Annotated in this window: 12 protein-coding genes and 1 pseudogene; 9 read left to right on the top strand and 4 right to left on the bottom strand. The window is 69.7% G+C overall.

Translation table 11 applies throughout. From position 1 onward, the window contains the following. Positions 1-3: 3 nt before the first annotated feature. The gene (locus tag JWP54_RS09915; RefSeq protein WP_297371156.1) at positions 4-3,381 is read right to left on the bottom strand and encodes a DEAD/DEAH box helicase; all 3,378 of its coding nucleotides are present in this window, start codon (positions 3,379-3,381) and stop codon (positions 4-6) included. A gap of 133 nt (positions 3,382-3,514) precedes the next feature. Here JWP54_RS09915 and JWP54_RS09910 point away from each other — a divergent pair, with 133 nt between their 5' ends. Next, the gene (locus JWP54_RS09910; protein WP_297371153.1) at positions 3,515-4,675 is read left to right on the top strand and encodes a methyltransferase; all 1,161 of its coding nucleotides are present in this window, start codon (positions 3,515-3,517) and stop codon (positions 4,673-4,675) included. A 108-nt stretch (positions 4,676-4,783) separates the two neighbouring features. Here the strand turns inward: JWP54_RS09910 and JWP54_RS09905 are convergent, their stop codons facing one another. Continuing rightward, positions 4,784-5,401 (bottom strand): histidine phosphatase family protein, encoded by a 618-nt coding sequence (locus tag JWP54_RS09905; protein WP_297371150.1) that lies wholly within the window; start codon positions 5,399-5,401, stop codon positions 4,784-4,786. An 83-nt stretch (positions 5,402-5,484) separates the two neighbouring features. After that, a pseudogene (locus JWP54_RS09900) lies at positions 5,485-6,362 on the bottom strand (APC family permease); the annotation flags it as partial. Here JWP54_RS09900 and JWP54_RS09895 point away from each other — a divergent pair. Continuing rightward, on the top strand, positions 6,346-6,828 hold the full coding sequence (locus JWP54_RS09895; RefSeq protein WP_367274211.1) for a carbohydrate ABC transporter permease: 483 nt from the start codon (positions 6,346-6,348) through the stop codon (positions 6,826-6,828). The pseudogene JWP54_RS09900 and the gene JWP54_RS09895 overlap by 17 nt on opposite strands. On the opposite strand, the gene JWP54_RS09890 is transcribed toward JWP54_RS09895, so the two are convergent. Continuing rightward, the gene (locus JWP54_RS09890) at positions 6,825-7,295 is read right to left on the bottom strand and encodes a hypothetical protein (protein WP_297371146.1); all 471 of its coding nucleotides are present in this window, start codon (positions 7,293-7,295) and stop codon (positions 6,825-6,827) included. The genes JWP54_RS09895 and JWP54_RS09890 overlap by 4 nt on opposite strands. Here JWP54_RS09890 and JWP54_RS09885 point away from each other — a divergent pair. The 7 genes from JWP54_RS09885 to JWP54_RS09855 form a co-directional block, all read left to right on the top strand. Beyond that, the gene (locus JWP54_RS09885; RefSeq protein WP_297371143.1) at positions 7,288-8,379 is read left to right on the top strand and encodes a hypothetical protein; all 1,092 of its coding nucleotides are present in this window, start codon (positions 7,288-7,290) and stop codon (positions 8,377-8,379) included. The genes JWP54_RS09890 and JWP54_RS09885 overlap by 8 nt on opposite strands. Before the next feature lie 751 nt (positions 8,380-9,130). Further along, complete coding sequence (locus JWP54_RS09880) at positions 9,131-9,421, top strand: hypothetical protein (protein ID WP_297371140.1); 291 nt, start codon at positions 9,131-9,133, stop codon at positions 9,419-9,421. 34 nt (positions 9,422-9,455) lie between these two features. Beyond that, the gene (locus tag JWP54_RS09875) at positions 9,456-10,262 is read left to right on the top strand and encodes a glucosamine-6-phosphate deaminase (protein ID WP_297371137.1); all 807 of its coding nucleotides are present in this window, start codon (positions 9,456-9,458) and stop codon (positions 10,260-10,262) included. Between the two features lie 128 nt (positions 10,263-10,390). After that, entirely contained in the window at positions 10,391-11,770 is a 1,380-nt protein-coding gene (locus tag JWP54_RS09870; protein ID WP_297371134.1) for an LLM class flavin-dependent oxidoreductase, read from the top strand. 7 nt (positions 11,771-11,777) lie between these two features. After that, entirely contained in the window at positions 11,778-12,794 is a 1,017-nt protein-coding gene (locus tag JWP54_RS09865; RefSeq protein WP_297371131.1) for a methionine ABC transporter ATP-binding protein, read from the top strand. Further along, positions 12,791-13,525 (top strand): methionine ABC transporter permease, encoded by a 735-nt coding sequence (locus JWP54_RS09860; protein WP_297371129.1) that lies wholly within the window; start codon positions 12,791-12,793, stop codon positions 13,523-13,525. The genes JWP54_RS09865 and JWP54_RS09860 overlap by 4 nt, the downstream gene beginning before the upstream one ends. A gap of 256 nt (positions 13,526-13,781) precedes the next feature. Further along, positions 13,782-14,146: MetQ/NlpA family ABC transporter substrate-binding protein (locus JWP54_RS09855; RefSeq protein ID WP_297371126.1), on the top strand; the 365-nt coding region annotated here is incomplete at its 3' end.

The raw sequence follows: 14,146 nt of genomic DNA, 5'->3' as shown, positions 1-14,146 counted from the left end.
GGACTACTCGAGCAGTTCGCGGATGTCGGAGGCGGTGAGCCCCTGGCCGGTGCCGCCCGTGGCGCCGTCGGTCATCACGCTGTCGAAGAGTTTGGCCTTAACCGCCTTGAGCGCCATCACCTTTTCCTCGATGGTGTCGGATGCCACCAGCCGGTAGACCATGACGTTCTTGGTCTGGCCGATGCGGTGGGCGCGGTCGACGGCCTGTGCCTCCGCGGCGGGATTCCACCATGGGTCCAGCAGGATGCAGTAGTCCGCCTCGGTGAGGTTGAGGCCGAACCCACCGGCCTTGAGGCTGATCAGGAACACCGAGGTGTCGCCGTTCTTGAACCCGTCGATCGCGGCGGCCCGGTTGCGGGTGCGGCCGTCCAGGTAGGAGTAGCTGACGCCGGCGGCGTCGAGGCGGGCGCGCACCTTGCTGAGATAGCCGGTGAACTGGCTGAAAATCAGGGTGCGGTGCCCCTCCGCGACGACGTCTTCGAGCAGTTCCATCAGCACATCGAGCTTGCTCGAGGGGATGTCGGCATATTTGTCGTCGTAGAGGCTGGCGTCCAGGCTGAGCTGGCGCAGCATGGTGATCGAACGGAAGATCTCGAACCGGTTCTGGTTGAGGTCGCCGAGCAGGCCGAGTACCTTCTGCCGTTCCCGCTGCAGGTGCATCTGGTACACCCGGCGGTGCCGGGGGTGCAGCTCGAGCTCGAGCACCTGCTCCTGCTTGGCGGGCAGGTCACTGGCCACCTGGTCCTTGGTGCGACGCATCATGAACGGGCGGATGCGCCGGCGCAGCTGGGTGAGCCGGTCGCCGTCGGCCTGGGTCTCGATGGGTCGCTGGTAGTACTCGGAGAACCGGGCGGCATTGGGGAACAGGCCGGGGGCGGTGATGGAGAGCAGCGACCACAGCTCCATCAGGTTGTTCTCCAGCGGGGTGCCGGTGATGGCGAGCTTGAACGGGGCCTGCAGGCGCTTGGCGCACTGGTGCGCCCGCGACTTGTGGTTCTTCACGAACTGCGCCTCGTCGAGCAGCAGGCCGGCCCAGCTGACGGCGTCGTACTCGTCGAAGTCCAGCCGGAACAGCGTATACGAGGTGATCACGACATCCGCCGTGGCCACGGCCTGGCCCAGTGAGGCGCCGCGCTTGGCGGTTGTCTCGGTGATGGCGGCGACCGAGAGACCGGGCGCGAACCGGGCGCATTCGGTGGCCCAGTTGTGCACCACACTGGTGGGAGCCACGACCAGGAACGGCTTGTTGTCGGACTGGCGTTCACGCGCGTCGACGATCAGGGCGATGGCCTGCAGGGTCTTGCCGAGTCCCATGTCATCGGCGAGCACCCCGCCGAGGCCGGTGTCGTGCAGGAAGCCGAGCCAGTCGTATCCGGTCTGCTGGTACGGGCGGAGGGACGCGTTCACCGCCGCGGGCAGCGGCCGGGTGGCGATCTCGGCGCCGTCGGCCAGGCCGGCGAGGGTGTCGCGCCAGGCGGCGGCCTCGGCTTCGGCGCTGCCGAGGTCCTGCAGCTCCTCCCAGAGGTCGGACTGGGCCCGGTTGATCCGCAGCGAGTCGTTCGGCGAGTCCTGCAGGCCGCGGGCTTCCTCGATGAGCCGGCGCAGCTGTTGCAGCTCGGGCCGGTCCAGACTGAAGTAGGTGCCGTCCTGCAGGATCATCAGTTCCTGGCCGGTGGCCAGGGCCCGGAACACCTCGTCGAACGGCACGTCGTCGCCGTCGACGGTGACCCGCACCGACAGGTCGAACCAGTCCCGGCTCTCCGAGCGGGCGGAGGTGGCGAAGGTGAGGGTGGGCGGGGCGGCGGCCTCGCGGTAGTCGGGGGCCTCACCGACGAACTGCACGAGGATGTCGTCGGCCGCGTCGAGTACCGGCAGAACGGTCTCGAGGAATTCGATCATGCGGGCGCCGTCGAGGGTGGCATCGGCGCGGAGCAGGCCGGGGGAGTCCGGGGCGCCGGCGGCGGCGGGTGCCGCATCGGCCTGGCCGGGCTGGGTCGCCGCGAACAGGGCGGGCAGGTGGGCGGGGAAATCGCGAAATATGCCGGTGACGGCATGCAAGATGCGGGCCTCGTCCGCGGTGTCCCGGTAGCCGGCCGGCGCGTGTGTGGTGGCGGCTCCGCGGAGGGGCGCGATCGTGGGGTCACCCGAGCTGCCGGCGCCGCCGGTGTAGTGCCAGTCCCAGTGCAGGGTGATGCGGGCATCCGCCTGGGCGCTGATCGACAGGGCCAGGACCGGGCGGGCGGTGTCGGGCAGGTCGAAGGATTCGTCGGTGCTGGTGAGCGAGAGTTGGCCGCGCAGGAACGGGTAGAAATCGGCCAGGAAGACGTTCTCCTCGTCGCGCGGCACGGTGATCGGGGTCTGCGACGAGGCGAGGACCCGCAGATCGCGGCCCACCGGACGGGCCAGCGGGGCGATGGTGAGGCGCAGGTCGGCGGTGTCGGGCGCCCAGGTGAACACGCCGTGCGCCGGGTCGCCGATGTAGCCCAGGGCGCTGCGGTCCAGGGTGCGCCCGTCCAGCGAGAGGGTGGGAAAAAGGGTGAGGCCGAACTCGCCCCGCCGGATGTCGAGGGACAGCTCCGCCGGATCCTTGGCGACGAGCACCGGGTCCTGCCCGGGCGTGGTGCCGATGAAGGGAATGCCGGCCTCACGGGCCTCGCCGAGCAGCCCCCAGAGGGCGCGATTGGCGAAGCCGTCCAAGTGCAGCCACGGGTCGGTGGTCACGTGGTAGCGCTGCCCCGCCGAGTACAGCTCGAAGAGGGCGCTGAGCACGCGCAGCTGGGTGCGGTTGAGCATGCCGCGCGAGTACGCGAGGTTGTCCCAGGTGAGATTGCCGCGGATCCACTTGCCCTTCTTGCCGCGCACCATGGGTCGTACGCCGAGGCGGGCCAGGGAGATCGCGGGGGCGGGCAGCCGGGCGGCGCGCGGGGGCGGCAGCAGCTCGAACTGCAGCGCAAGGGCGGTTCCGGTGGTCGGTTCGGCCTCTGGGGTGCGGGTGAGCGGAGCCAGGGCGCTCTGCCAGGTGGCGGGCGCGGCGGTGCGCGCCCGCTGGGCCAGTGCGGCGGCGTGCGGGGCGCGGGCGAGGTCGGCGGCGGTGGATCGGCTGGCCAGCAGCAGCGCGACGACGTGTTTGCAATTCAGGCCCACCGGGCAGCTGCAGGTGCCCGACGCGCGGACGACGGTGCCGCTGGCATCCTGTTGGAAGGTGACAGTGACGTCGTAGGGGCGTGCCTGGGTGCCGCCGACGGTGCCGAGCAGGCGGCTGCCGCCCAGCTGCCAGATCTGGTCTTCGACCCGGCCCTCCTTGGCATACCGCACCCCGCGCGAGTACGCCTGCGGCCCGACGAGGCGGGCGATCTGCAGGTCGCTGAGGTTGTGGGCCATGGGGTGCGGTTTCCGTGTCGGTTCGGTGAGCAGGGGTCTCTTATTGTCCCACGCCGCACCGGCCCTCGGGAGCCGTTCGAGTTCCGGGCCGGCCGGGCGGTCCTGGCCGGGTTCGGGCGGCTATTCTGAGCGGATGCCTGACTTCCCGTTCGAGAGCCTGCGGCGCCGGCCCGATGTCGAGGCGACGAACCTCTTCGCCGTCGACGCCAGCGACCGGCTGATCCTCGACGAGGCCGCGGCCGCGCTGGCCACGGCCGGCCCCGGCGAGGTCGTGGTGCTTGAGGACCACTACGGCGCGTTGACCCTCGCCGCCGCCGCGCAGCTAAGTGAGCGGCTGGACGTCCCCGCCGACATCCGCGTGTCCCAGGATGCCCTGTCGGGGCAGCGAGCCCTCAACCTGAACACGGCCCATCTGCAGGCCACCGTGCCCGGTCTGGCCGGGGCGTACCGGCACCTGCCACTGGCCGCTGAGTTGCTCAGCGGCGCCCGTCTGGTGCTGCTGCAGCTTCCTCGCAGCCTGGCCGCGCTCGATGAACTGGCCGGCGCCATCGCCCGGTTTGCTGCTGACGACGTGACCGTGGTGGCAGGCGGCCGCATCAAACACATGAGCGTGGCGATGAACGAGGTGCTGCGGCGGCATTTCGGTGAGGTGCAGGTGAGCCCGGCGCGGCAGAAGTCGCGCGTCTTGCTGGCGACGCAGCCGATCCGGCCGGCGTCGGGGGAGTCCGAGTGGCCGCGGTCGGTCGAGCACGCCGACCTCGGGCTCACGGTGAGCGCGCACGGCGCGGCGTTCGCGGGCACGACCATCGACATCGGCACCCGCTACCTGCTCGAATTCCTCGACCGCATGAAGCCGGGTGCCACGTCCGCGATCGACCTGGGCTGCGGCACCGGGGTGCTCGCCGCCGCGCTCGCCCTGCGCCGGCCGAGCCTGCAGGTGCTGGCCACCGACCAGTCCGCTGCCGCGGTCGCCTCGGCCGCGGCGACCATGCGCGCCAACGGCGTCGATGACCGGGTGCGGGTGCTGCGTGAGGATGCGTTGAGCGCGCAAGCGGATGCGTCGGCCGAGCTGATCGTGCTCAACCCGCCGTTCCACATCGGCTCGTCGGTACACGCGGGCATCGCGCTGAAGCTATTCGAGGATGCGGCCAGGGTGTTGCGCCCCGGCGGCGAACTCTGGTGTGTGTGGAACACGCACCTGGGCTACCGCCCGGCGCTCACCCGCATCGTGGGCCAGACCCACCAGGTGGGGCGCAACACCAAGTTCACGGTCACGGTCTCCACCCGCCGCTAGGCACGCGGCCTCGCAACTGTTGCCGAATCGGGCATCTGCACCCGGTGTGCCGGGACCAGTTGTCCGCAGCGGGAACAGTTGGCTGAGGGGAGGGGGTTCCGCGGACGGTCAGAGGGCGGCGAGGGCCCCGGCGTCGAGGGTGTCCGCGTCGAGGAGTTCGTTGTTGATGACGGTGGCGGTCCAGCCGGAGACCGGGTTGAACTGCACGACCGACATGGCGGCGTTCGTGATGGGCGGAATGTCCCGCTCGAGCGCGGCCATCAGGCTGAGCCGGATGAGCGTGCCGTGGCAGACCACGATGATCCGCGCGCCCGGGTAGTCCTCGGCCAGTTCCCGCAGCGCGCCCAGGCCGCGGCCCGACACGCTGTCCTCGGCCTCGGCGCCGCGGAACGAGCCGTAACTTCCGTCGACGCGCAACGCGTCGAGCTTGGGCCCGGCGGACAGCCCCTCGGCCGGTCCGTAGTTGCGCTCCACGAGTCCGGGCAGGTGCCGGATCACTTCCAGCTCAAGGTCGACCGCGATGATGTCAGCGGTCTCGGCCGCACGCGACAGCGGTGAGGCCACCACGAAGTCCCACTGGTACTGCGACAGCGGCGTGACAGCGTCGGTCGCCTGGCCGCGGCCGATGTCGTTCAGCGGCACGTCGGTCGCCCCCTGGATGCGCCCGGCGGCGTTCCAGTCGGTCTGGCCGTGGCGGACAAGGGCGAAGGTAGTCGTGGCAGTCACCGTCCTATTCTGCCTTGCGCGGCGGGGAAGCCCGGCACCGGGCTCCCGTCCGCCCTGCCCGGCCGCCACTCACGGCACATCCGTCAGCCGTCGCGCGAGGTGCCCTTGGTGAGGGTCTTGCCCTGGAAGAACGCCGGGTTGACCGCGCGCATGATGAACATCAGCACGATGCCGGCGATGAACAGCACCATCGCCAGGATGAACACCAGGCCGCCGCCGCCGATCTCTGAGCCGCTGCCGTACTCGGGATTGGTGCTGTCGATCAGGGTGGTGGCGAAGATCACGGCGAGGATGATGCCGCCCACAAGCGGTGCGAGCAGCTTGACCACACGCAGGCGAACGCCGTGACGCCGTAGTAGAAGCAGATCATGATGCCGAGGGTGAGGATGGTGTCGGTGAGCACGTCGGTGCTCAGCACCCGCATCACCGCGTAGAAGGCCCAGGCCACCACACCGGCGATGACGGTGGCGAATCCGGGTGACTTGAACCGGGGACTGATCGCGGCGAACCGCTGGGGGAACGCCTTGTAGTGCCCCATCGAGAGCATGGTGCGGGCCGGCCCGACGAAGGTGGACTGCAGCGACGCGGCCGAGCTGGACAGCACCGCGAGTGACATCAGGATGGCGAACGGGCCCATCACCGGTCCCGCCAGGGCGGCGAACACGTTGCCCTGGATCTCTTCGTTGCCCAGGCCCAGCTCGCCGGTGCCGACGCCGGAGAACATCAACGCCGCGACCGAGACCAGGATGTACAGAACGAAGATGATGCCCACGGTGAGCGTGGCCGCGCGGCCAGGCGTGCGCTCGGGATCCTTGGTTTCTTCGTTCATGGTGAGGGTCACGTCCCAGCCCCAGTAGATGTAGATCGACAACGACACCCCGGCGGCGAAGGCCGAGAAGGACGGGGCGAGGAACGGGTTGAACCAGGAGGCGCTGAACCCGAGGGTGTCGAAGGCGGTTCCGTCGGTGAAGTGGACGAGGGCAGCGATCCGTGACCTCGGGCTGTACAACACCCTGGCCGGGATCATCGTGCCATCGGTGATCACCGCGACCGGCATCTTCATGTTCCGGCAGTTCTTCATCACCGTGCCGGACGAGCTCATCGAAGCGGCCCGCATCGACGGCGTCAGTGAACTGGGCATCTTCTTCCGCATCATGCTCCCACTGGCCAAGCCGATCATCCTGACCCTGGCGATCTTCTCCTTCCAGTGGTGTTGGAACGACTACATCTGGCCCCTGATCGTACTGAACGACCCTAAGCAGTACACCATCCAGGTGGCCCTGCGCGGCCTCGTCGGCGCGGAGAACATCGACTGGACCGTGCTGCTGCCCGCATCTGTGATCTCGATCATCCCGCTTGCCATCATCTTCGGGATCTTCCAGAAGTACGTGATGAGCGCGGACCTCAACTCCGGACTGAAGGACTAGCCGTGGCTGGGACCGCACACACGGAGACCGAACTCGATCGCGCGTACCTCGACCTGCTGGTGCGCGGCTCCGATGCCGTCGTCGCAGGCCTGAAGACCGAATTCGCCGCCGGAGTTCCCGCGGACCTGCCGCACCGGGTGACCATGCGCGCCGTGCTCTCGGTGCTCACCGTGATGGCATCGCGCACTTCTCGCTGGTACGCGGATGCCAGCGTCCTGCCGCTGATCGATACCCTGCTCGGCCACCTCGAGGCCAGCCAGGGCGCCAACGGCCTCTTCGACGGCGACAACCTCAGTTCGCCGCCGGACACCTCGTTCACGATCAACGACCTCTGCACCGCCGTCGAAATCATCGCCGGGCAAGCCGGCGTGCCCGGCCCGGTCGCCGCGGTGCTGCCGAAGACCGCAGTGCGGCTGCAGGCCATCGCCGCCGCGGCCCTGCCCGCCCTGCTCGCCGGCGGTGTGCACACCCCCCAACCACCGCTGGGAAATCGCCAGCGCCCTGGCCCGCATCGACGAGCTCTGGCCGGACGCGTGCATCGCAGGCCGGGTCGACGACTGGTTGCGGGAGGGCGTCGACATCGACGCCGACGGCTTCTATTCCGAGCAGAGCCCCAACTACGCCGCCTACGTCTCCAACCCCAGCCTGCTGACCCTGGCCAGGCTGACGGCCCGGCCCGAGCTGCTCGACCCGGTGCGCCACCTCGCCGAGGTCCTGGTGGAGCCGATGCTCGCCCGCACCCTGCCGCCGGCGGCGCCTCAGGCCGCCGTCGACGAAGCGTTCTACTCCTGGGTGGGCCTGGCGAGGCGCCGGAACGGTCGGGACACCCTCACCGTGTTCGGCGGCGGCGACTTCGCCAGGACCCGACGAATCGCATCCGGCCTGGCCAACAGTGCGGTGTTCCTCCGGATGCGCCACGGCGACGCGATTCTGGACGCCATGCGGGTGTCGCCGCAGTTCTTCGACCTCGGCGCATTCCGGGCGGGCAGCATTGAACAGCACAACGACGGCGACGGCTTCGTGCTGCGCGAACGCCGAGCCAGCGGCTACTACCAGCCGCTGGCGGCCGCGAAGCTTTCCCGCACCGGGGAGTACGACCTCGGCGACGAGGGTCGCTTCTTCGGCAGCATGAGCTTTCCCCGGCGGGACCTGAGCCCCATCGTCCTGGACACCACGGTGAGTGTCGACGAGGTTGCCGGTGGGGTCGACGTGAGCATGGCCTTCGACGGCGTGTCCACCGACTACGCGATCGAACTGGTCTTCCGTCCTGGCGGAGTGCTCGAGGGCGTGACGGCCCTGCCGGGCACCGACGCCGCCGTTTTCGCCGACGGCACGGCACGCTACAGCGTCGGGGACGACGTGATCGAGTTCCGCGCCGCACCCGGCAGCGTGCTGCTGCCCGGCCGCCGGCCCCGCTTCGACGAGGGCGAGATGTTCGGCTACGTCGGCGGCATCGATCGGATCCCGGGCCTGCGGGTGCTCATCGCCGGCCGCACGGATGCCCCGTTCACTCTCGAGCTGCGCACCGGAACGGCGGCCGGCCCGGTATGAGCACCACGATGCTCGGCTATATCCACGACCAGCCGGCGGCACTTGAGCGCACTCTCGCCGAGGTGCCGGCCGTGGCGTCGGCGCTGGCCGCGGAGGTCGGGCGCGGCATCGACGAGGTGCGCCTGGTCGGTTCCGAGTCGTCGTACTACGCGGCCCTGGCCGCGGTCGACAGGTTCGCTCCGCATGGCCCGGGGGGCGCGGGCGCACCTGCCGAGCAGCTTCGTGCACTATCTTCCAGCCTGCCGGGACACGCCGCGCACGCTGGTCGTCGGCGTATCCCAGAGCGGGCGAAGCACCGCGACCGGTCGGGCCCTCGCCCGCGCCACCGACCTCGGTGGCCGCACCCTGCTCGTCACCGGCGACGCCGTAGCAAGCGCCTCGCGGCCGGTGCTCGACATCCGCTCTGGACCCGAGCTGGTCGGCGCCAAGACCAAGGGGTTCGTCTGCACCGTGGCCAGCCTCCTACTGCTCGGCGACGCCCTGGCCGGGCGCCAGGGTGCCGGTGCCGTGGCGCGGTTGCCGCAGGTCGTGCACGGTGCGATAGCCGCCGCACCCGCGGCCATCGACGCTCTGTTCGGTGATGCGGTGCCGGAGTCCGTCACGCTGCTCTCCTACGGACCCAACCTCGCCACGGTGCGCGAGGGCGGCCTTAGAAATATTCGAGACCGCGCGCCTCCCCGTCGAGGCCCTCGATGTCGAGGAATACCTGCATGGCCCTCATCGACGGCTGGTAGCGGGCAGCGTGCTGGTCATGGCGGCTCCGCACGGGCCGATGCTCGAGCGGGCGCTGCTGCTGCGCGAGTTCGCCGCGGGACTCGGCGCCCGGGTGCTCATGATCTCCGACACCCGGTGTGGCCTGCCTGCCGGAGCTCCTGAGCTGGTAGTGCCCGTCGTCGACGGGGACGCGCTCGGCGCGATCGCCTTCATCGCGCCGCTGCAGCTGCTCGCGGTCGAGCTGGCCGCCTGCCGCGGATACTCCCCCGAGGACCCGGTGTTCGCCGGGTTCCACGAGCGACTGGCGAGCAAGTCAGCCACCCAATGACCGGCGCCGTGCGCGCCCCGGAATGGACCTCCCCGTGAGAATCATCGTGTTGCCCACCGCTGCCGAAACGGCGCAGATCGGCGCAGCCCTTGTCGCTGCCGTCGTGGACCGGAACTCGCGGGCCGTGCTCAGCTTCGCCACTGGCTCCTCACCCGAGCCGCTCTACGCTGCCCTGAGGGAACACGCTGACCAGGGGCTCGACTTCTCCGAGGTCACGGGCTTCGCGCTCGACGAGTACATCGGGCTCGACCCGACGCATCCGGAGAGCTACCACTCCGTGCTCGCCCGGGACGTCGTGCGCCCGCTCGCCCTCGACCCGGCCCGCATGAACGTGCCGGACGGCCTGGGCGATCCCGACACCGCCGGTCCCGCCTACGACCGGGCCATCGCGGCCAGCGGCGGTGTCGCCCTGCAGATCCTCGGAGTGGGAGCCAACGGCCACCTCGGCTTCAATGAACCCGGCTCGTCGTTTGCCTCGCGCACCCGCGAGGTCACCCTCACCGCCCGCACCCGCGACGACAACCGCCGGTTCTTCGGCGGCGAATTGGCCACGGTGCCCGGCAGCGCCATGACCCAGGGCATCGGCACCATTCTCGAAGCCCGTTCGCTGTTGGTCGTGGCCAACGGGGCGCACAAGGCGGAGGCCATCGGGGCAGCCCTCGAGGGGCCGCTGTCGAGTTCCTGCCCCACGTCGGCGGTGCAGCTGCACCCCAGCGTGACGGTGCTGCTTGATGCGGACGCTGCTGCCGGGCTGACCCGCCGCGACTACTACGCCGAGGCGAACGCGGCCTGGCTGGAGCGGGTGCGCGCGTGGCCCGCGGTGCTGGCGCTCCAGAGCTGAGAATCGCAGAACCTGTCATACCGGAACACTGAGCAGCCACGCAGCAACAGATGCTGCGCGGCATCCGTGTATGACGCCATGTTTCATGGGGGGATGTGCTCCCGGCGTCCAACGGTGAGCATAGGTGAATGCCCAGACAGATTCGCTTCAATGCCTTCGACATGAACTGCGTCGCCCACCAGTCCTCCGGACTCTGGCGCCACCCCGACGACCGGTCGCAGAGCTACACCGACCTCGCGTATTGGACAGAGCTGGCGAAGCTGCTCGAGAAGGGCCGCTTCGACGGCATCTTCCTCGCCGACGTGCTGGGCACCTACGACGTGTACGGCGGCACCAACGAGGCCGCGATCCGCAACGGTGCGCAGATCCCCGTCGCGGACCCGCTCCTGGTCATTCCCGCGATGGCATATGTCACCGAGCACCTCGGTTTCGGCGTCACCGCCGGCACCGCGTACGAGCACCCGTACCCGTTCGCCCGGCGGATGTCCACGCTCGACCACCTCACCAAGGGCCGGGTGGGCTGGAACGTCGTCACCGGGTACCTGCCCTCCGCCGCCCGGAACATGGGCCAGGAAGACCAGCTCGAGCATGACGACCGGTACGACTACGCCGACGAGTACCTCGAGGTGCTCTACAAGCTGTGGGAAGGCTCCTGGGAGGAGGATGCCGTGGTGCGGAACGCCGAGACCGGCGTCTTCACCGACCCCAGCAAGGTGCACTCGATCGGCCACTCCGGCAAGCACTTCCAGGTGCCGGGCATCCACCTCTCCGAGCCGTCGCCGCAGCGCTCTCCCGTGATCTACCAGGCCGGTGCTTCCAGCCGCGGCATCGCCTTCGCCGCCGGCAATGCCGAGGCGATCTTCGTGGCCGCGTCGACCAAGGACGTGCTCAAGGGCACGGTCACCAAGATCCGCGACGCGCTCGAAGCCGCCGGCCGCGACCGGTACTCCGCCACGATCTACACGCTGCTCACGATCATCACCGACGAGACCAGCGAGAAGGCCCAGGCGAAGTACCTGGACTACCTCAGCTACGCCAGCGAAGAGGGTGCCCTGGTCTTCATGTCGGGCTGGATGGGCGTCGACCTGTCCGGGTTCGCGCTCGACGAGCCGATCGGCAACGTCAAGAGCAACGCCATCCAGTCCGCCGTGGCCAACTTCCAGGCCGTGAACCACGACGGGTCGGAGTGGACCGTGGGCGACATCGCCCGTGCCGGCGCCATCGGCGGCCTCGGCCCGTTCATCGTGGGCTCCGGTGTCGAGATCGCCGACCAGCTCGAGGAGTGGGCCGCGGAGACCGACGTGGACGGGTTCAACCTCGCCTACGCGATCACGCCGGGAACCTTCGAAGACGTGGTCACCTGGGTGGTGCCCGAGCTGCAGAAGCGCGGCGTGTACCCCACCGAGTACACCGAGGGCACCCTGCGGCAGAAGCTGCACGGCCGTGGCGACCGCCTGCCCGACGAGCACCACGGCGCGAACTTCCGCGTCGGCGTGCCTGTCGCCTGAGCCCCGCATGATCAGCCTCGAACAGCTGACCAAGGTCTACGGCCACGGTGACCAACGCACCGTGGTGCTGGACCGTCTCGACTTCAGCGTCGACGCCGGCGAGATCTTCGCCGTCGTCGGCCCAAGCGGCGCCGGCAAGAGCACACTGGCGCAGTGTGTCAACCTGCTCGAGCGACCCACCAGCGGCTCGGTGCTGGTGAACGGCGAGAACCTCTCACAGCTCACCGAGAAGCAGCTGCGGGTGGCCCGCCGGCGGATCGGCACAATCTTCCAGTCGGATGGCCTCTACTCGCGCCGCACCGCCGCCCAGAACGTGGCGCTGCCGCTGGAGTACCTCGGCGTCACGGCCGAAGAGACCCGCGCCCGGGTGGCCGAGCTGCTGGACCGGGTGGGCCTGGCCGGCAAGGCCGGGCATTACCCGCATCAGCTTTCCGGCGGCCAACGGCAGCGGGTGGGCATCGCCCGCGCCCTCGCACTCCGCCCCTCCGTGCTGCTCAGCGACGAAGCAACGTCAGGCCTCGACCCCGACTCCACCCGGTCGATCGTGGCGCTGCTCAAGGAGCTGCGTGACGACCTGGGCCTGTCGATCCTGTTCATCACCCACGAAATGGACACCGTGCTGCAGGTCGCCGATTCCGTCGCGCGGCTGGACCACGGCCGGATCGTGGAGAGCGGCCGCATCGTGGAACTGCTGCGCGACCCCGCCTCGGGGCTCGGCCGCGCCCTCCGGCCGGCCCGCTCGCACGAGAGCGCCCCGGCCGACGCCACCGAGTGGTTCGTCAGCTACACCTCCGCGGCAGTGCCCGCCGACTGGCTCACCCGGCTCGCCGGGCAGCTGGGCACCACGGTGTCGCTGCTGGGCGCCTCGATCGAGACCGTCGACGGCGCCACCGTCGGCCACGCCAGCATCGGCGTCGCGGGTGCGAACGCCGAGCACCTCATCAGCGTGGCCCGCAGCCTGGGCCTTGAGGCCCGCCCCGAGCAGGCCGCGCAGCCGGCCGAGATCCTGGAGCCGGTCGCATGAGCCTGCCGCTGAACAACAACGTGCCCCTCGCTGAGATCCCCGCGCTGGTTTTCCCTGCGCTGCTGGACACCCTGATCATGGTCGGCATCGTCATGCTGATCGTCGTGCTCGTCGGCATCCCGCTGGGGGCGCTGGTGCACAACCTCGCCCAGGGCGGCCTGTTCGAGAATCCCGCCCTGCACACCACCATCAGCTGGATCGTGAGTATCGGCCGATCGCTACCGTTCCTCATCCTGATGGCGTCGATCGTGCCGTTCACCCGGTTCATCACCGGCACCAACATCGGCATCGCGGCGGCGGTTGTGCCCATGGCCATTGCCGGCATCGCGTTCTTCACGCGCATCGTGGAGAACTCCCTTCGCGGTGTGCCGCCCACGCTGGTGCGCGTCGCCAAGGCGTCAGGGGCGTCTCCGCTGCAGATCATCCGCACCGCCCAGCTCAGCGAGGCGTTGCCGTCGATCATCGGCGGCCTCACCATCAACACCATCGCCATGATCGAGTACTCCGCCATCGCCGGCACCATCGGCGCCGGCGGCATCGGCTACGTGGCGGTCACTTACGGCTACCAGCGCTTCGATAACACGGTGATGCTCGCCACCATCGTGATCCTCGTGGCCACCGTGGCGTCGGTGCAGCTGATCGGCGACCGACTGGTGCGCCTCACCACGCCGCACAGCCGCACGCAGGCGCGCCTTCCGCGGGCGTCCCGCCGCGAAGCGAGCCTGGTGTGAACCGCCGCACTGTTCCGCTGCCCACGCCGCGCCGAATGCCCGGGGCGAGCTGTCCGGCCTGACGCCGAACTCGCCCGCTCGATAGCCCCACGCGCACCGGTTCTGCCCGTGCGCCCAGATCTTGCCTGCCTGCGCCCTCTCGCGCCGGACGGGCTCCCCGCACTTCGTTCGCTCGAGCCTTCCCGCATGCGCCCCCAGCCATGCACTCACCCGCACTCCTGCACAGCACGCAGACCTCACCCCGAAGGATCCCCCCATGTCTGAACCCACCACTCCCACCACTCCGCCCGTCGAGCCGCACGGCTTCGAACTCAAGAAGCGCCGTCGCTGGCCCTGGATCGCCGGCATCGCCGTGGTCGCCGTGGCCGCCGCGACCGCGATTGCCGTGCCACTGCTCAACCCGGCCAAGTCCGCCAACGCCACCGAGGGCGCCACCCTCATCGTCGCCACCGCAGAGGGCAACGCCGCCGAGCAGGCCCTGGTCAACTTCGTCGCCGAAGAGGTCGCACCCAAATACGGCATCACGGTCGAGTTCAAGGGCCTCGCCGACAGCAACACCATCAACCGGGCCGTGAGCGAGGGCGAGATCGCCGGAACGGTCTACCAGCACAAGCTCTGGCT

The sequence above is a fragment of the Cryobacterium sp. genome, assembly GCF_025463825.1.
In the GTDB taxonomy this organism is placed as follows: domain Bacteria; phylum Actinomycetota; class Actinomycetes; order Actinomycetales; family Microbacteriaceae; genus Cryobacterium.
The sequence above is the reverse complement of the archived record's forward strand: the minus strand, read 5'-3'. Positions and strand labels throughout refer to the sequence as shown.

Coding starts and splice junctions, on each gene's coding strand:
- JWP54_RS09870 (WP_297371134.1), top strand. CDS start 10,391: ATGCCCAGACAGATTCGCTTCAATGCCTTCGACATGAACTGCGTCGCC.
- JWP54_RS09860 (WP_297371129.1), top strand. CDS start 12,791: ATGAGCCTGCCGCTGAACAACAACGTGCCCCTCGCTGAGATCCCCGCG.
- JWP54_RS09910 (WP_297371153.1), top strand. CDS start 3,515: ATGCCTGACTTCCCGTTCGAGAGCCTGCGGCGCCGGCCCGATGTCGAG.
- JWP54_RS09915 (WP_297371156.1), bottom strand. CDS start 3,381: ATGGCCCACAACCTCAGCGACCTGCAGATCGCCCGCCTCGTCGGGCCG.
- JWP54_RS09865 (WP_297371131.1), top strand. CDS start 11,778: ATGATCAGCCTCGAACAGCTGACCAAGGTCTACGGCCACGGTGACCAA.
- JWP54_RS09880 (WP_297371140.1), top strand. CDS start 9,131: ATGGCGGCTCCGCACGGGCCGATGCTCGAGCGGGCGCTGCTGCTGCGC.